12 protein-coding genes are annotated in these 16,607 nt (G+C 63.7%); 4 read left to right on the top strand and 8 right to left on the bottom strand.

Going from position 1 to position 16,607, the window contains the following annotated elements; all coding sequences use genetic code 11:
- Positions 1–10: 10 nt before the first annotated feature.
- From dxs to LK03_RS08005, 3 genes are all read right to left on the bottom strand, one after another.
- Complete coding sequence (gene dxs, locus LK03_RS07995; protein WP_038411823.1) at positions 11–1,924, bottom strand: 1-deoxy-D-xylulose-5-phosphate synthase; 1,914 nt, start codon at positions 1,922–1,924, stop codon at positions 11–13.
- Between the two features lie 165 nt (positions 1,925–2,089).
- Entirely contained in the window at positions 2,090–2,977 is an 888-nt protein-coding gene (locus LK03_RS08000) for a polyprenyl synthetase family protein (protein ID WP_038411824.1), read from the bottom strand.
- Positions 2,974–3,216 (bottom strand): exodeoxyribonuclease VII small subunit, encoded by a 243-nt coding sequence (locus LK03_RS08005; RefSeq protein ID WP_038411825.1) that lies wholly within the window; start codon positions 3,214–3,216, stop codon positions 2,974–2,976. Before LK03_RS08005 ends, LK03_RS08000 begins: the two co-directional genes overlap by 4 nt.
- Positions 3,217–3,459: 243 nt before the next feature.
- On the opposite strand from LK03_RS08005, the gene LK03_RS08010 reads away from it, so the two are divergent.
- Genes LK03_RS08010 through LK03_RS08020 form a run of 3 tightly spaced genes read left to right on the top strand, consistent with a single transcriptional unit; the run spans position 3,460 to position 7,106 of the window.
- The gene (locus LK03_RS08010) at positions 3,460–4,863 is read left to right on the top strand and encodes an MBOAT family O-acyltransferase (protein WP_038411826.1); all 1,404 of its coding nucleotides are present in this window, start codon (positions 3,460–3,462) and stop codon (positions 4,861–4,863) included.
- A complete protein-coding gene (locus tag LK03_RS08015) occupies positions 4,850–5,911 on the top strand; it encodes an SGNH/GDSL hydrolase family protein (protein WP_038411827.1) in 1,062 nt (353 codons plus the stop codon). The genes LK03_RS08010 and LK03_RS08015 overlap by 14 nt, the downstream gene beginning before the upstream one ends.
- 1 nt (position 5,912) lies before the next feature.
- Positions 5,913–7,106: an SGNH/GDSL hydrolase family protein gene (locus LK03_RS08020; RefSeq protein WP_038411829.1), complete on the top strand. Its 1,194-nt coding sequence runs from the start codon at positions 5,913–5,915 to the stop codon at positions 7,104–7,106.
- Between the two features lie 79 nt (positions 7,107–7,185).
- Here LK03_RS08020 and LK03_RS08025 read toward each other — a convergent pair whose 3' ends face one another.
- The 5 genes from LK03_RS08025 to LK03_RS08045 all read right to left on the bottom strand — a co-directional run bounded on the left by LK03_RS08025 (position 7,186) and on the right by LK03_RS08045 (position 13,244).
- Positions 7,186–7,719 carry a hypothetical protein gene (locus tag LK03_RS08025; protein ID WP_240478651.1) on the bottom strand — a complete coding sequence of 178 codons (534 nt, stop codon included), beginning with the start codon at positions 7,717–7,719 and terminating at the stop codon, positions 7,186–7,188.
- A 528-nt stretch (positions 7,720–8,247) separates the two neighbouring features.
- A complete protein-coding gene (locus LK03_RS08030) occupies positions 8,248–10,680 on the bottom strand; it encodes a TonB-dependent siderophore receptor (protein ID WP_081951577.1) in 2,433 nt (810 codons plus the stop codon).
- 102 nt (positions 10,681–10,782) lie between these two features.
- A complete protein-coding gene (locus LK03_RS08035; RefSeq protein ID WP_038411830.1) occupies positions 10,783–11,724 on the bottom strand; it encodes a FecR domain-containing protein in 942 nt (313 codons plus the stop codon).
- On the bottom strand, positions 11,714–12,226 hold the full coding sequence (locus LK03_RS08040; RefSeq protein WP_038411831.1) for a sigma-70 family RNA polymerase sigma factor: 513 nt from the start codon (positions 12,224–12,226) through the stop codon (positions 11,714–11,716). Before LK03_RS08040 ends, LK03_RS08035 begins: the two co-directional genes overlap by 11 nt.
- Before the next feature lie 133 nt (positions 12,227–12,359).
- On the bottom strand, positions 12,360–13,244 hold the full coding sequence (locus LK03_RS08045; protein ID WP_049870450.1) for a tetratricopeptide repeat protein: 885 nt from the start codon (positions 13,242–13,244) through the stop codon (positions 12,360–12,362).
- Between the two features lie 916 nt (positions 13,245–14,160).
- Here LK03_RS08045 and LK03_RS08050 point away from each other — a divergent pair.
- The gene (locus LK03_RS08050; RefSeq protein WP_038411832.1) at positions 14,161–16,578 is read left to right on the top strand and encodes a glucose/quinate/shikimate family membrane-bound PQQ-dependent dehydrogenase; all 2,418 of its coding nucleotides are present in this window, start codon (positions 14,161–14,163) and stop codon (positions 16,576–16,578) included.
- Positions 16,579–16,607 lie beyond the last annotated feature (29 nt).

Genomic DNA, 16,607 nt, shown 5'->3' on the forward strand with positions numbered 1-16,607 from the left:
TCCTACAGGGTTATGACAGGCCCAGCCTGGCCATACGGGCTTCAATCGACGCCTTGATCCCTGCGGCATCCAGGCCGCACTCAGTCAGCATCTGCGCAGGTTTGGCGTGTTCGACGTAAACGTCAGGCAGGCCCAGCTGCAACAACGGCTTGACCACCGCCTCGCGTGCGAGGCACTCGCCGACCGCCGAGCCGGCACCGCCCATGATGGCGTTTTCCTCGATGGTGACCAGCAACTCATGGGAGGCGGCCAGCGCCAGCACCAGGGCTTCATCCAGCGGCTTGACGAAACGCATGTCGACCACCGTGGCGCCGAGCGTCTCGGCGACGGTGAGCGCTTCGGCCAGTTGCACGCCGAACACCATCAGGGCGACCTTGCTGCCCTGGCGGCGAATCACACCCTTGCCGATGTCCAGCGGCTGCAGTTCGGCGCTGATCGGCGCGTTCGGCCCGGTGCCGCGTGGATAGCGCACCGCTGCCGGACCGTCGTACAGGTGGCCGGTGGTGAGCATCGCGCGCAGTTCGTTTTCGTCGCTTGGGGTCATCACCAGCATGCCGGGGATGCAGCGCAGGTACGACAGATCGAAGCTGCCGGCGTGGGTCGGGCCGTCTTCGCCAACCAGCCCGGCGCGGTCGATGGCGAATAGCACATCGAGGTTCTGCACCGCGACGTCGTGAATCAGCTGATCGTAAGCGCGCTGGAGGAAGGTCGAATAGATCGCCACCACCGGCTTGGCGCCTTCACAGGCCATGCCGGCGGCGAAGGTGACCGCGTGCTGCTCGGCGATCGCCACGTCGAAGTAGCGCTCAGGGTACTGCTCGCTGAAGGCCACCAGGTCGGAGCCTTCCTTCATCGCCGGGGTGATGCCGACCAGGCGCGGGTCAGCTGCGGCCATGTCGCACAGCCACTGGCCGAACACGCTGGAATACTTCGGCCCGCTGACCGTTTTCGGTGCGGCCGGCTTAGGCGCGGCCGGCTTGTCCAGCGGTTCGAGCTTGGTGATGGCGTGGTAGACGATCGGGTCGACTTCGGCTGGGGCGAAGCCCTTGCCCTTCTTGGTGACCACGTGGAGGAACTGCGGGCCCTTGAGGTCGCGCATGTTGCGCAGCGTGGCGATCAGCGTCGGCAGGTCGTGGCCGTCGATGGGGCCGATGTAGTTCCAGCCCAGCTCTTCGAACAGCGTGCCGGGCACCAGCATGCCCTTGGCATACTCCTCGGTGCGGCGGGCGATTTCCCAGGCGCCAGGCAGGCGCGACAGCACTTTCTTGCTGCCCTCGCGCATGCTCGCGTAGGTGCGGCTGGAGAGAATCTTGGCCAGGTAGTTGGACAGGCCGCCGACGTTGCGCGAAATCGACATGTCGTTGTCGTTGAGGATCACCAGCATGTCGGCGTCGACTTCCTGGGCGTGGTTCAACGCTTCGAAGGCCATGCCGGCGGTCAGCGCGCCGTCGCCGATCACGGCGATGGACTTGCGCGGGTCGTCCTGCAGGCGGGCGGCGATGGCCATGCCCAGCGCGGCACTGATCGAGGTGCTCGAATGACCGACGCCAAAGGTGTCGTAGGCGCTTTCCGCACGGCGCGGGAAGGCGGCGATGCCGTCCTTCTGGCGCAGGCTGAGCATGCGCTCGCGGCGACCGGTGAGGATCTTGTGCGGATAGGCCTGGTGACCGACGTCCCACACCAGCCGATCATCGGGGGTATTGAAGACGTAATGCAGGGCGATGGTCAGTTCGATGACGCCCAGGCCCGCACCGAAGTGACCGCCGGTCTGGCCCACGGTATAGAGCAGTTCCTGGCGCAACTCGTCGGCCAGGGTCTCCAGGTCGGCTTCGGCCAGGCGGCGCAAGCCGGCGGGCGTGTCGGCGCGGTCGAGCAACGGCGTGACCGGGCGTTCGCGGGGAATCTCTTGAAACGTCGTGGGCATCAGGCGAGTCGTTATAGGTTTGAAGACGCGGCAGTTTACCCCATTGAGGGAAAAGCTGCCCCCTGCACTGGGCGGCGCCAGGTTGAGCGAAATCGCGGGTATCGGCTGAAGGTCAGCGACGACCGAGGTCGGCCGGGCTAGACCTGCGCAATGGTCAGAAACGCTTCAGTGGCGGCGTTCGACGATATAGCGGGCCAAGGCGCGCAAGGGCTCGGCGCTTTCACCGAACCCTTGCACTGCGACCAGCGCCTGGTCGCGCAGTTCGATCGCATAGGCCTTGGCGGCCTCCAGCCCGAGCAATGCCGGGTAGGTGGGTTTGTCACGGGCGATGTCAGCGCCCTGGCGCTTGCCCAGGGTGGCGGTATCGCTTTCCACATCGAGGATGTCGTCCTGCACCTGGAACGCCAGGCCCACCGCCCGGGCGTACACCTGCAATGCCTGCAGGCGTTGCTCGTCGGCCTGGCCGCTGGCCAGGGCGCCGAGGCGCACGCTGGCTTCGATCAGGGCGCCGGTCTTGTGCCGGTGCATGAACTCCAGGGCCTGTTGGTCGAGTTTCACACCCACCGAACCGAGGTCGATGGCCTGACCGCCGACCATCCCGGCAGGGCCCGCTGCGGCCGACAGGGCCTGCACCATGCGCAGGCGAATGCTGTCGCTCTGCGGGCTCAGGCGCGGGTCGAGCAACGCGCCGAACGCCAGGCTTTGCAGGCCGTCGCCGGCGAGAATCGCGCAGGCTTCATCGAAGGCCTTGTGGGTGGTGGGCTGGCCGCGGCGCAGGTCGTCGTCGTCCATGGCCGGCAGATCGTCATGCACCAGCGAATAGGCGTGGATCAGCTCGACCGCGCAGGCCGCACCGTTGGCCAGTTCGGCGGGCGCGTCCAATGCTTCGCAGGCCGCATAGGCGAGCAGCGGGCGGACCCGTTTGCCACCATTCATGACGCTGTAGCGCATCGCTGCGTAAAGCCGTTCCAGCTCAGGCGCCGGGGCCTGGAACAGCGGTTCGAGGGCCGCGTCGACGCGCGCCTGGCTGCTGGCCTGGTAGGCGCCAATCATGCTTCGGGCTCCGGGTCGAACGGCTGCTCCCTGAGCTGACCGTCGCGCTCCAGCAGAATCTGCACTTTCTGCTCGGCCTGGGCGAGGGCGCCCTGGCAATCGCGGGTCAGGCTGATGCCGTGTTCGAAGGCGGCCAGCGAGTCTTCCAGCGACAGCTCCCCATTCTCCAAGCGCTCGACCACAGCTTGAAGCTCCGCGAGGGATTGTTCGAAATCGATAGGGGTTTTCTTGCGGGCCATGGCGCTGGTCTCGGTGGCGTATATAACGCGGCGACGTTAGCAGAGCGGGACAGGGGTAGCAAATGGCTACGCGCTTACGTCTTGTTGCACTTTCCTTAGGGTCGATGGCCGATTTCCTCTTGATTTCAGGAAATTCCTTTCATTGTGAGCCCTGATGCCCTCTGCCATACTCGCCGCGCTCTGGCACAGGCCCCGGCACGGGTTTGCCAGTTATTTCTTCTCTATCGCGTAACGGACTGCGTCGTGAGCTTCCTTTCGATCGAATTCGGCCTGTGTTTTCTGCTGTTGTTCGTGGCCTACTGGGGCCTGGGCGCTTGGCCGAAGTGGCAAAACCTGCTGCTGCTGGGCGCCAGCTACGGGTTGGTCGCAAGCTTCGGGCTGACCTCGCTGTACACCCTGCTGGGCTACACCGTGCTGGTGTATCTGTTGGGGCTGCTGGCCGGGCGTTACCCGGGACGCTGGTTCAATCCGCTGTTGTTGCTGAGCCTGGTGCTCGGCGCGTTCTATCTGTTCAAGTACCAGACCTTCCTGGTCGAAGGCGCGCAGGCCGCGTTCGCCGACCTGGGCGTGCATCTGTCGTTGCCGGTGCTGCAATTGCTGGTTCCGATCGGCTTGTCGTTCTATGCCTTTCATTCGGTCAGTTACCTGGTGTCGATCCACCGCAGCGAGATGAAGCCTGCGGCGCCCCAGGACCTGGCGTTGTACCTGGCGTTCTTCCCCTGCGTGGTGGCGGGGCCGGTGAACCGCGCCGATCACCTGCTCGGGCAACTCCGCGGCAGCGAGCGACGAGAGGTCCTCGAACCGCAGCGGGCCCTCGGGCTGGTGGCGCTGGCGGTGTTCAAGCTGTTCTTCTGCAGTGCCTGGCTGGGTAGCCTGTGGGTCGACCCGGTGTTCGCCACGCCCGGCAGCTTCGGCGCCGAGCAGATTCTGCTCAGCGTGTATGCCTACAGCTTCCTCATCTACTTCAACTTCAGCGGCTACACCGACCTGGTCACCGGCATCGCGCTGCTGCTCGGCTTTCGCCTGCCGGCGAACTTCAACGCACCCTACACCGCGCACAACCTCAAGGAATTCTGGGAACGCTGGCACATCAGCCTGTCGCGCTTCATTCGTGACTACGTGTACATCCCGCTGGGCGGCAACCGTAAAGGCGCCCTTCGCGGCAACCTGAACATGCTGGTGGCGATGCTGGTTTCAGGCCTGTGGCACGGCGCGAGCCTCAATTTCATCGTCTGGGGCGCACTGCATGGTGTGGGCCTGGCGCTGTTCAAGCTGTTTCGCCAGGAGGTCTGGGGCTTTGCCCGCATGCCCGGCGCGGCGCTGCTGGCGCGCTTGCTGACCTTCCACTACGTGGCCCTGGCCTGGGTGTTCTTCCGCTGCGCAACGCTGGACGATGCGTGGGACATGCTCAGTGGCCTGGGCGGCCTGAGCCTGGCCGGCCTGCACTCGAGCAGCGGCGCGCTGATTCTGGCCTTCCTGCTGTTCGTCGCCACCTATCCGCAGTGGCTGGCGATGCTGCGCCAGGGTTTTGCCGCCAGTCAGCGCCTGCCGTGGCAGCTGTATCCATTGCCATTGACGCTGTTCATCGCGCTGGTGATTTTCGCCTCGCAATCGGGTGTGCCGGGGTTCATCTATGCCAGTTTCTGACGCGCCGCAGAGCACGTTCGGCGTCGCCCGTACGCTGTACGCCATGCTGGTGGTCAGCGTGCTGTTGTGCTGGCTGAATCAGGATTCGATCAAGCTCTATTGCCAGCAGAAATACCATCAGAGCTGCGAAGTGCCGGTGTTGGGCGGCTGGTCGCTGTGGCGCCTGGGCGCGGATCTGAGCACCGCGCTGGGTGAAGGCCGCGACAGTTTCCTCGCCAGCCTGAGCGACCGCGAGCAGCAGGCCGATCAGCCGCCAACCGTGAACCTGCCTGCCACCGCGCCGGTGGTCACGGTGGATGTCAGCACCGCGCCGGCGCCACAACCGCCGCTGCCGGTGCAGCCGGCCGCACCCGCAGCGCCGTCAGCGCTGTCCAGCGACCGGCCTGTACTGGCGACCCTGGCCGAGGGCGATGAAGTGTTTCTGGTCGGCGACTCGCTGATGCAAGGCGTCGCGCCGCACCTGGCCAACAGCCTGTTGCGCCGGCACAAGGTGCGCACCGTCAACCTCAGCCGGCAAAGCACCGGGCTGTCGTATCCGGGCTTCTTCAACTGGCCGCGTACCGTCGCTGACACCTTGGCGCAACATCCGCACATCCGCCTGATGGTGGTGTTTCTCGGCGCCAACGATCCGTGGGACATGCCGCAAGGCAAGGGCAAGCCGTTCGTGTACTTCAAGTCGCCGCTGTGGGAACAGACCTACCGCGCGCGCATCGACGCCATGCTGCAGTCTGCGCGCGACCACCATGTGCAAGTGATCTGGGTCGGCCCGCCGAACATGAACACGCCCCGTCTGTCTCAGGCCATGGCCTACTTGAGCGAGCTGTACCAGCAGCAGACCGAGCAGTACGGCCAGCACTACGTTTCCGCCAACCCGTTCCTCGGCTACACCGACGAGCAGTTCGCCGCCAGCGTGCCTGGCGCCGACGGTACCCAGGTCAAGGTGCGCGGCGACGACGGCATTCACTTCACCATCACTGGACAAAAAATGATCGCCAGCCAGCTCATGGCCCTGATCGGTTTTTCCGGCCTGACCGTTACAGGACACTGACATGCGCCCATGGCTTCACCTCGCCGCCGCGGCGCTGATCTTCAGTGCCACACCGGGCTGTAGCGCCGACGCCGGCGAACACGCCAAGCCGGCGCCGAACCTCGCACCGGTCGCCGCCGTGCCCGCTGCACCACGAACGCCGGCGGCGGTATTGGCCGGCAAACTGCGCGCGGCCAATCGGGCGGGTGTACATATCGTGCAGTTGGGCGATTCGCACACCGCCGCCGACCTGTTCAGCGGCGAGCTGCGCCAGTTGTTGCAGGCGCGCTACGGCGACGGTGGCATCGGCCTGGTGCCGGCCAGTGCGGTGCCGGGCATCCGCAGCGACCGGCTGATCATCAACAGCAGCGCTCGTCAGTGGCAGTTGGTGTCGGCGCGCAACGAGCAGAGCGAGCAGTTCCCGCTGGGCGGGTATCTCTCGTTGCCATTGGCGGCGCGTTCGACAGTGAGCCTGCAAGCGCGGGGCGATGACAGCCGGCGCTACCAGGTTTCGGCGCTGTACCGTGCCGACGTCGATACCAGCCTCAGTGCCAGCGCTGGCCAGCGCGTCGCGTTGCCCGCCACGCAAGGGCAATGGCGCTTGAGCCCGGCCTTGGACAATGTCGGATTACCGACACAACTGAACGTCAGCGCGAGCCCGGGCCTGGCCCTGGGCGGCTGGTACGTGCAGGGCCGCAAGAACGCCGGCGTCACCTACTCATCGTTGGGCATCAACGGAGCGCGGCTGGAGGTAGTCGACAAATGGCAAGCTGGCTGGCAAGACACCCTCAAGGCACTGCGCCCCGACCTGATCATCCTCGCCTACGGCACCAATGAAGCCTTCGATGACACCCTGGACCTGGCGTTATATCAGAGCCAGATGGACGCGACGCTGACCCGCCTGCATCGTGACCTGCCAGGCGCCGCGATTCTGCTGGTCGGCCCGCCAGACTCGATCAAGCAACGCCGCGCCGTCAGCTGTGCCGCCCGCCAGCCGCAACCGCTGGCGGCAGTGGTGCGGATTCAACGTCAGCTGGCGCGCAAGCATCAGGCGCTGTTCTGGGACTGGCAGGCCTACATGGGCGGCCCTTGCTCGATCGCCCGTTGGCAAGCCCAGGGCCTGGCCCGACCCGATCTCGTCCACCTGAGCGCCGACGGCTACCGCCAGAGTGCTCAGGGTTTGTACGACTTCCTCAAGCAACAACTGAAGCTGTAACGCAGCCCGGCACGTCGATCGACGTGCCGGGTATCCGTGCAGGGTTCAATGCTGACGCCTGGTTTTGGCGCGAGGGCGATCAGCCGTTGAAGATCGCGTTGAGGCGCGCGCACCAGATCTCAGCCTGTTTGCGGCTCATCGGGAATCTCATCACGGGCTCATGAATATCGGCGGTCTGCAACGCGATGGCATAGTCCTTGACCTCAGTGACGCGCTCGAAGTTGGGCACGCTCATGCCATTGGAATTGATCTGCCGGGTGCCGCCGCCCATCTGGGTTCTTTCGACTTCGCGGAAGGTGATGTCCCAGCGCAGTACCCACGAGAAGTCATAGATCTGCGACTCGCCGCGCGCCACGTTGCAGACCGCAAACTTGCGGTTCTGCCGATCGAATACCATGAAGATGGGGCTGGGATAGCCCAGCAGAAGACCCGTGTCCAGCGCCAGGCCTTCACGTGCGTTCAGGTCCGCCACCAGCTTCTTCGAGTTCAACTGCAGCTTTGCCAGAAATCTGAAGGCCAGGGTGAATACACCCACGGCGATCAGCCAGTAGAGGGCAGTCGAGCTGGTCAGCTTGCCCCAGAAACTCAAACGGTCCATCGAGGCCGGACCCATACCAACATCCCTGTTATCGATTGAGGCGCAATTGTAGGAATTCGTTTCTGCTGTGTCACCGTGAACCACTGTGAACGGCTGCCAATTACAGGCCAATGGGATGAGCGTGGGCAAGATATGACATGTGCGCAGCGGACGGCTTCGCGCCACCCCGAGCGGCCACGATCGACCGCTTTCGAGGACTTGTACGGCTGCCATCTAATGGGTCAGGACATCCAGTCATTAATGATCTTGCTGTTGCCACACATGGCGTAACTCTATTCGTTGCCGTCAAAGGATGAGCACCTGAAGATTCGGACCTAGGCGGATCGCACCAAGCCCGATCCTCGACCATGTCCCTTCACCCTGCTACGACCTCCCGCTCCATCAGCGCTTCGTGATAGCAACGACCGCGACTACCTCTCCCGGGTCGGCTCGACCTCGACCTTCAACTTCTACGGGCCTTTGCGCAGCATGATGGTCGGCGCTCGTTACGCGTTCTGAACCCCGCCTGGTTCACGCACGCAACGGGGCACTCAAGCAACGGGGTCAATACGCATAACGCAATGTGGTCATGACATTGCGCGGCGCGCCGTACAGGCCGCCGGCGGTGGTGGTCAGGTAGTGCTTGTCGAACAGGTTGTTGAGGTTGACGGTAGCCGACAATGCCGGAGTGATCTGGTAGCGGGTCATCAGGTTAGTCACGGCGTAGCTGCTTTGCGTGGTGGCGTAGCTCAGGTCGTAGCCTGCGGCGCTCTGCCAGTTCACGCCGCCGCCGACGGTCCATTTATCCAGCTCGCCGGGCAGGCGGTAGGTGGTGAACAACTTGACGCTGTTGCGCGGAATCTCGGTGACGATGCGCTTGTCGTCGTCATTGAAGCTGACGTTATAGGAATAGCCGGCCATCACCTGCCAGCCTTCGCTCAACTCGCCATTGACCTCCAGTTCCACCCCTTCGCTAGTGGTGCCGCTCTCGGCGCGGTAGGCCTGAAAGCCGCTGGGCTGAAGATTTCTGCCATCGGCCACGGCGAGGTTGTCCTGCTCGACCCGGAACAGCGCCAGGCTGGCGTTCAGGCGGCTGTCGAAGAAGTCGGCCTTCAGGCCCAGCTCGTAGCCGGTGCCCTCCAGCGGGTCGAGGGGCGAGCCGTTCACGTCGCGCACCTGATTGCCCTGCGGGTTGAAGATTTGCGTGTAGCTGGCATACGCGGTCCAGGTGTCATCCAGGTCGTAGACCAGGCCGGCGTAGGGGATCACCACGCCGCTTTCGGTACGCTCGGTGCGCTGGCGGTCGCCGCTGTAAGGCTTGTTGAGGTTCTCGCGGTGCCAGTCCACCACCCGCGTGCCGAGGATCAGGCTGGCCGCATCGCTCAGGCGCCAGCGTGAGGTCAGGTAGGCGGCGTACTGGGTTTCGGTCATGTCGGTGGTGCCGAACTTGGTGAATACCGGCTTGGGCGACTGGCCGTGCCAGTTGAAGATGTCGTCGATGGTGTCGTCATAACCGGTGCGGGCGCTCTGCCAGCCGCCGTAGTTGGCGGTGCCGCGCTCTTCGATGCGTGACAGGGTGACGCCGCCGATCAGTTCGTGCTCACGGCCCAGCAACGGGAGGGTGCCGGTGAGGTAGGCATCGAGGTTGTCCTGGGTCGGGGTGGCTTGCCAGCGGTTGGGCGAAATGGTCGCGCCTTCGCCGGTGACCGGGTCGATCTCGCCGTCGACGTAGGCGATCACCGTGTCGTAGGCATTTCGCGCGTGGCTGTACTCGAGCTTGCCGCTCCAGCCGTTGGCGAACTGGTGCTCCAGCGAGGTGAACAGCGTGCTCTGCTGGCGATCGTAGTAGCTCCAGTCCGGCGAAGTGTTGAACGAGCGCTTGAAGTCGGTGCGCTCGCCATCGACGGTGAACAGCGGAAAGCCAGTGCGCATCGGCGCGTTGCTGTGGGTTACCTGATGGCTGAGGCCGAAGGTCAGCAGCGTCGAGTCGCTGAGGTCCATTTCGGTGATGCCATACAGGGTGGAGGTCTCCTGGCTGAAGCGGTCGATCCAGGCGTGCTGGTCTTTATGGTCGGCAACGAATCGGCCGCGCACCGTGCCCGCATCGTTCAGGGCACCGCCGACGTCAACGCTCAGGCCATAGCGGTCCCAACTGCCGGCCTCGGCCGAGAGCAGCACTTGCGGAGCATCGGTCGGGCGCTTGCGGATCAGGTTGATGGTCGCCGACGGGTAGCCCATGCCGCTGATCAGGCCGGTCGCGCCGCGCACGATCTCGACCCGGTCGTACATCGCGGTGTTCTGCGTGTAGTTGTCCATGTTGGCCGAGGTCGGCACGCCGTCGATCTCGAAGTTGCGGATCGAGAAGCCGCGCGACATGTACACCGTGCTGTCTGCGCCCAGGCTCTCGCGAATCACGGTGATGCCGGGCGCGGCGTCGAGCGCGTCGGTGAGGGTGTCGAGCTTCTGATCGTCCAGGCGCTGGCGGGTCAGCACGGTGATCGACTGCGGGGTTTCCTTGAGCGACAGGTTCAGCCGCGTCGAGCTGCTCGACGATGCCGTGGTGTACGACCCGGTGCCCTCAGTGGTGGCGCCCGGCGCCTTGCCGGAAATGCTCAATGCGGTCAATTCCAGCGCACCGTCGGTGGTGGCGGTGCTGGGCATCAGCAGGTAACCGCCGTTGGTTTCCCGGCGCACCTGCAAGCCGCTGCCTTGCAGCAGCTGGGCCAGGCCATCATCCACCCCATAATCGCCGCGCAAGCCTGGCGAGCTGAGGCCAGCGGTCTGTTCACTGGCGAACGACAGCGTCACCCCGGCGCGATTGGCGAATTCCGCCAGCGCCTTGCCCAGCGGGCCGGGGGCGATGTCGAAATGGGTGACCTGGGTCTGCGCCAGGACCAGCCCTGGCAGCGCAGTGATCGGCGCGACCAGCAGGCCGAGCCAGGCCAGGTGAACGGCGCGCGCCAGCGCACTGGGCAGTTTCGGGGTGGGGCGGGACATGCGAATTTCCTTTCGTCGACGTGGCAGAGGTACGGCAGTGATCGCCGCTTCAGTGCATGGCCGAACGAGAATGAAAATCGGCAACCCTTGCCCGCAGTTTTTTCATGCCAGGTCGATACGTACCCAGTAGCGGGTCAGGTACTGAATGTGAATCGGCAGGGCACTGGCGAGGTTGCCCAGCGCCGCATCGCTGTCGTCCAGACGAAACGCCCCAGTCACCCGCAGCCCGGCGGCGGCGTCGGTGCAGGTGAGGTAGCCAGGGCGGTAGCGGGCCAGTTCGGTCAGCACCTCACGCAGGCGCCAGTCGAGGGTCATGAGCATGCCGTGGGTCCAGCCATCACTGCCGGGTGGCAGCGCGGCGATGGGGTCGTGGCCTTGCCGATCGAAGCCCGAGCGCTCCCCGGCCTTCACCCGCAGCAGCGCGCCGGGGTTGTTCAACGGGCGCAGTTCCACCGCGTGTTGGAACACTTGCACACGGCTGTGCTCGCCTTGGCTGGACACGCTGAAGCGCGTACCCAGGGCGCGCACACTGCCTTGCGGGGTCAGTACCAGCAGCGGCCTGTTGGCGGGGTCGGGGGCTGATTCGAGCAGCAGTTGACCTCGATGCAACTGCACTTCACGGCGCTGCTCGTTGAAATGCACATCGGCGCGGGTGTCGGTATCGAGCAGCAACCGACTGCCATCGGCCAGTTGCAGATGCCGGCGCTCGCCTTTACCGGTGCGGTACTGCGCCAGGCGCGAAGGCAGCGGTTCTACCAGCAGTGCGCCTGTACCCGTAGCCCCAGCGGCGAGCAGCACGCCAAGCACTTTCAGCACCTGACGCCGCCGAGCCCTGGCACCGGCCAGGGTCGGCAGGGCCTGTTCGGGTGATAACTGGGCAAACTGACGCTGCAGCTTTTCCACCTGCGCCCAAGCCTGGGCGTGCTGCGTGTCGGCCGCCAGCCAGCGCTGCCAGGCGTCCTCGGTCGGCGCATGCCCAGGCTGCGCTGTCAGTTGCACGTACCAGTGGGCTGCCGTCTCCAGTACCTTGCGCTCAAGCACCATCGCCTTCCTGGGCCAACAGCAGGCAGTGGGTGAGGGCGCGGACCATGTGCTTCTTCACAGTAGTCACCGAGACCGCGAAGCGTTCGGCGGCGGCCACGTAGCTCAGGCCCTCGAGCTGCACGGCAAGGAAAATCGCCCGGGTCCTTTCGCCCAGGCCATCGAGCAGCGCATCTACGGCCACCAGCGTTTCGATGATCAACAGGCGAGTTTCCGGAGAAATCGCCACGGCAGCGGGCTGCAAGGCCAGGGTTTCCAGGTAGGCCTGCTCGATGGCGCGGCGGCGGAAGCGATCGATCATCAACGCTCGGGCGATGGCGCTGAGGTAGGTGCGCGGCTCGCGAATCGACTGCACGTTGCGCGCCGTGAGCACACGCACGAACGTGTCCTGGGCCAGATCCGCCGCATCGCTGGCATTGCCCAGACGCGTGCGCAGCCATTGTTTCAACCAGCCGTTGTGGGCTTGGTAGAGCTGATGCAACGAAGAGGAGTTGAGGGCAGACATGGCAACGTGCTATGTGAGAATGATTCTCTACATTGTTGGCGAAAAGCCAGCAGGATGACAAGCGGTCGGTGGTGGTATCTGGCTCGCAGGTCGAGCGGCGCAGGCACCTCGATGCGGGCATCGATCGCCGCCTTTACCGCTCGAATGGGGTTGCGAAGATCACCGGTGCGATCACTTCCACCTCGCCTGACTTTTCAGTGAAGGGCGCGAACGAGCCCATGCTGAAGGTTGATGCGGCATTGAGGAGCGCCGCATCCAGGCGAGCATCCCCGGTACGCTCGCTCAGCCTGACCCTCGGTTTGCCGCTGTCGGCGGTGAAGGTGAGAAACAATCTGGCCGTCCTGACCTCGTCGGTTTGCCCACTTGCCCTGAAGGCATCGACTACCTCTTGGCTTCTGAGGATCGAGCCTAACCGCTCGTGCACCCCTCGTACCCACACGTCCTGATACCGCTCGCGCTGCACCGCGTTGAACGGCTGCCCAAGGCTGCGCAAACGAGCCACGTTGTTCCAGGCCTCGTCGTCGAAGCGGCGCATGACGCTCATATAAAGCGCCAAGGCCCCGTCAACATCTTTCGGGCCGCCTTTTCCTGCCTCCACAAGTTGCCCAAGTTGCACGGCGCCGGGCTCGCCTGCCAGATGATAAAGCTCGCGCGCCTTGCTGTAATCGACCGGCTGGCCCTGGCCTTTTTCTGCCATCTGGCCCAATTCCGCATAGGCGGAGGGATCATAGTGGCTGACGGCGCGGAACAACCTGCGCGCCTTGGTGAAGTTCTGCGAAACACCATAGTCTTTGCCATGTCGATACAGCTTGCCCAGTGTCTTCATGCACGTCGTGTTGCCCCTCTCTGCCTGAGTCATCACATAGTCGACGGTACTGGCTTTCACCGGCGGTGTTTCGGTCAGCAACATACAGCGCACGGCGGCGAGCTTCAGTTCGGCACTGTGTGTGGAAGGGTTCGGACTTGCGCAGGCGGTGAGGGCAAGGGCGGCCATGACGATTAACGCCGATTTATACATTGACGAACTCTCTGAAGAAGATGGATAGCCAGTGAACGCTTGGCTGGGCCGGGATCGGCGTTTCAGAAAGACCTTGGCGAGCGAGGCGTTCCTGACTGTGCCGGAGCGTCGGAACTCTAGAGAACTCGTGCGGGAGGGAAAAGCGATAAAGTGTAACTTTCACCTTGTGCTTACTTGACCGTGGTTTGCGGATGTTAGGGCTGTAATGCTGATACATCTATTCCGATAAAAGTGAAGCGCGTTATTGAAGGATGGATTGATTTTTCAGTTAAGACTTTTCTGAAAATTTGAGGTGGACGGTGTATGTCTGCGGAGGGATCTACATTTGTGTTATTGAAAAAAATCGGCAAGAGTTATATTTCTCCAGCGTAGGGTGTAGGTGTGGCGTTTGAGTTAAACACCGGACTACTGATGCAACAATGGACATTCATAGTGCTTGTCCATCACCTGCGTCATCATCTCGAGCAGGGATACGCCAGTAGTGGCCGGGAACCCGTATCGGGCAGGTGGCTTAGGCACGACAGGCGGTTGTCACAACGTGTAAGCTAATGTTACTGCGACCTGCCGCCTTGACGGACCACTGCCTGTGCCACCCGTGTCAGGGGAGAAGTGCATGTTCGATGGACGTGTACCAGAGCCTGCGCGAAACCCGTTCGCTATCGTCGTTTCGTTTCGCAGCCCGGTCTCTGCCATCACCACTGGCCTTGCGAGCTGCCGGTAGTGCTCGAGGGTTCATGGCTTTAGATCGACCAAAGCGCCTACGTCGATCTGGACCACGTCTGGACGATCATTTGGCCCTCGGCTGCGGCATGGCCGTGCTCGTTCGCTGGCAGTCGGTTCGCTTGCGGGTTTTTGCCGGCACCGTTCTTCGGCTAGAAAAACACATTTTCAGATGATCCCCATGAGGTCTTCAATCATGACAAACACTGGCTCACGACTTAGAGCTTCGACCATCGTTCTGATCGGGTTAGGGTTGATAATCAGCCTGCTCGGAGCAGGCCTTGCCATCGGCGGCGCTCGCCTGGTCAGCCTGGGTGGCTCTTGGTATTTCCTGGTGGGCGGCGCTCTGATGACCTTGTCAGGCATCCTGCTAGCCTTGCGCAAACCTGCCGGCGCCTGGCTGTATGCCGTCTTTTTGCTCGGCACGGCCCTCTGGGCGGTGATCGACGCCGGCCTGGTGTTCTGGCCATTGTTCTCTCGCCTGTTCATGTTCGGCGCCATCGGTTTGGTCGTGGCCCTGGTCTATCCCATGCTGGTGCGTGCCAGTGGTGGCGTTGCCGGGCGTAGCGCCTATGGTCTTGCCGGCGTGCTGGCCGTGGCGCTGGTGATCGCCGCTGGCAACATGTTCGTCGCTCATCCGAGCGTCGCACCGAATGGCAAGGGTCCGGGCATGACGCCCGTCGAGGCGGGCAAAGAGCAAAAGGATTGGGCCCACTACGGCAACACCGAAGGTGGCAGCCGCTTCGCCGCGCTCGACCAGATCAACCGCGACAACGTCGACAAACTCAAGGTGGCCTGGACTTATCACACCGGTGACGTCGCCATCAGCGACGGCAACGGTGCCGAAGACCAACTGACCCCGCTGCAGATCGGTAACAAGGTGTTCATCTGCACCCCGCACAACAACCTGATCGCACTCGATGCCGACACGGGTAAAGAGCTGTGGAAAAACCAGATCAACGCCCAGTCCAAGGTCTGGCAGCGTTGCCGTGGCATGGCCTACTACGACGCCACCAGCGCCATCGTCCAGCCGACCCAGCCAGACAGCTCGCCAGTGACCGGCGGTAGCGTTGCGGCCGGTAGCCAATGCCAGCGCCGCCTGCTGACCAATACCATCGATGGCCGCCTGATCGCTGTCGATGCGGATAACGGCGAGTTCTGCCAGGACTTCGGCAACAACGGCCAGGTCGACCTCAAGGCAGGCCTGGGCGAGGTGCCGGATTCCTACTACCAGCTGTCTTCCGCGCCGCTGATGGCCGGTACCACCGTGGTCGTTGGCGGCCGCGTTGCCGACAACGTCCAGACCGACATGCCAGGGGGTGTGATCCGAGGCTTCGACGTGATCACGGGGGCCATGAAATGGGCCTTCGACCCGGGTAACCCGCAAGACCGTGCGGCGCCAGCCGACGGCAGCACGTACGTTCGCAGTACCCCGAACAGCTGGGCGCCGATGTCCTACGATGCGGACATGAACACCGTATTCCTGCCGATGGGCTCTTCGTCCACCGACATCTACGGTGTCGAGCGCACCAGGCTCGACCACACCTATGGGGCTTCGGTACTGGCGCTGGACGCCACCACGGGCAATCAGAAGTGGGTCTTCCAGACCGTGCACAACGATCTGTGGGACTTCGACCTGCCGATGCAGCCGAGCCTGATCGATTTCACCCGGGAGGATGGCAAGACCGTTCCTGCGGTAGTGATCGGCACCAAGGCCGGGCAGATCTACGTGCTTGACCGCGCCACCGGCAAACCGCTGACCCAGGTCGACGAAGTACCGGTCAAGCCGAGCAACATTCCTGGCGAGCCGTATTCCCCAACCCAGCCGAAATCGGTCGGCATGCCGCAGATCGGCGCGCAGACCCTGACCGAGTCTGACATGTGGGGCGCAACCCCTTACGACCAGCTGCTGTGCCGCATCGACTTCAAGAAGATGCGCTATGACGGCCTCTACACCGCGCCAGGCAGCGATCTGTCGCTGAGCTTCCCTGGCTCGCTGGGCGGCATGAACTGGGGCAGCATCTCGACCGACCCGGTACACGATTTCATCTTCGTCAACGACATGCGTCTGGGCCTGTGGATCCAGATGATCCCGTCGCAAAACAAGGGTGACGCCGCCTCGGGTGGCGAGGCGCTGAACACCGGCATGGGCGCCGTCCCGCTCAAGGGCACGCCTTATGCGGTGAACAAGAACCGCTTCCTGTCGGTTGCCGGCATTCCTTGCCAGGCACCGCCATTCGGCACCCTGACCGCCGTCGACATGAAGACTCGCCAGATCGCCTGGCAGGTTCCGGTCGGCACTGTCGAAGACACAGGCCCGATGGGCATCCGCATGCACCTGCCAATCAAGATCGGCCTGCCGACCCTCGGCGGCACCCTGTCCACCCAAGGTGGCCTGGTGTTCATCGCCGGCACCCAGGACTTCTACCTGCGCGCCTACGACAGCAGCAACGGTAACGAAATCTGGAAGGCCCGCCTGCCCGTAGGCAGCCAGGGAGGGCCAATGACCTACGTCTCGCCCAAGACCGGCAAGCAGTATGTCGTGATCACCGCCGGCGGTGCGCGTCAGTCGACGGATCGCGGCGACTACGTGATCGCCTACACCCTGCAGTAAGTGCTGCACCGCTCCAGCCGTCGAGAGCA

Origin of the sequence: Pseudomonas cremoricolorata (assembly GCF_000759535.1) — a bacterium.
GTDB classification, from domain to species: Bacteria; Pseudomonadota; Gammaproteobacteria; order Pseudomonadales; family Pseudomonadaceae; genus Aquipseudomonas; species Aquipseudomonas cremoricolorata_A.

What these genes read in the sequence shown, in the direction of transcription:
- dxs (WP_038411823.1), bottom strand. Translation starts at nt 1,924, where the DNA reads ATGCCCACGACGTTTCAAGAGATTCCCCGCGAACGCCCGGTCACGCCG.
- LK03_RS08000 (WP_038411824.1), bottom strand. Translation starts at nt 2,977, where the DNA reads ATGATTGGCGCCTACCAGGCCAGCAGCCAGGCGCGCGTCGACGCGGCC.
- LK03_RS08005 (WP_038411825.1), bottom strand. Translation starts at nt 3,216, where the DNA reads ATGGCCCGCAAGAAAACCCCTATCGATTTCGAACAATCCCTCGCGGAG.
- LK03_RS08015 (WP_038411827.1), top strand. Translation starts at nt 4,850, where the DNA reads ATGCCAGTTTCTGACGCGCCGCAGAGCACGTTCGGCGTCGCCCGTACG.
- LK03_RS08020 (WP_038411829.1), top strand. Translation starts at nt 5,913, where the DNA reads ATGCGCCCATGGCTTCACCTCGCCGCCGCGGCGCTGATCTTCAGTGCC.
- LK03_RS08025 (WP_240478651.1), bottom strand. Translation starts at nt 7,719, where the DNA reads ATGGGTCCGGCCTCGATGGACCGTTTGAGTTTCTGGGGCAAGCTGACC.
- LK03_RS08030 (WP_081951577.1), bottom strand. Translation starts at nt 10,680, where the DNA reads ATGTCCCGCCCCACCCCGAAACTGCCCAGTGCGCTGGCGCGCGCCGTT.
- LK03_RS08035 (WP_038411830.1), bottom strand. Translation starts at nt 11,724, where the DNA reads ATGGTGCTTGAGCGCAAGGTACTGGAGACGGCAGCCCACTGGTACGTG.
- LK03_RS08040 (WP_038411831.1), bottom strand. Translation starts at nt 12,226, where the DNA reads ATGTCTGCCCTCAACTCCTCTTCGTTGCATCAGCTCTACCAAGCCCAC.
- LK03_RS08045 (WP_049870450.1), bottom strand. Translation starts at nt 13,244, where the DNA reads ATGTATAAATCGGCGTTAATCGTCATGGCCGCCCTTGCCCTCACCGCC.
- LK03_RS08050 (WP_038411832.1), top strand. Translation starts at nt 14,161, where the DNA reads ATGACAAACACTGGCTCACGACTTAGAGCTTCGACCATCGTTCTGATC.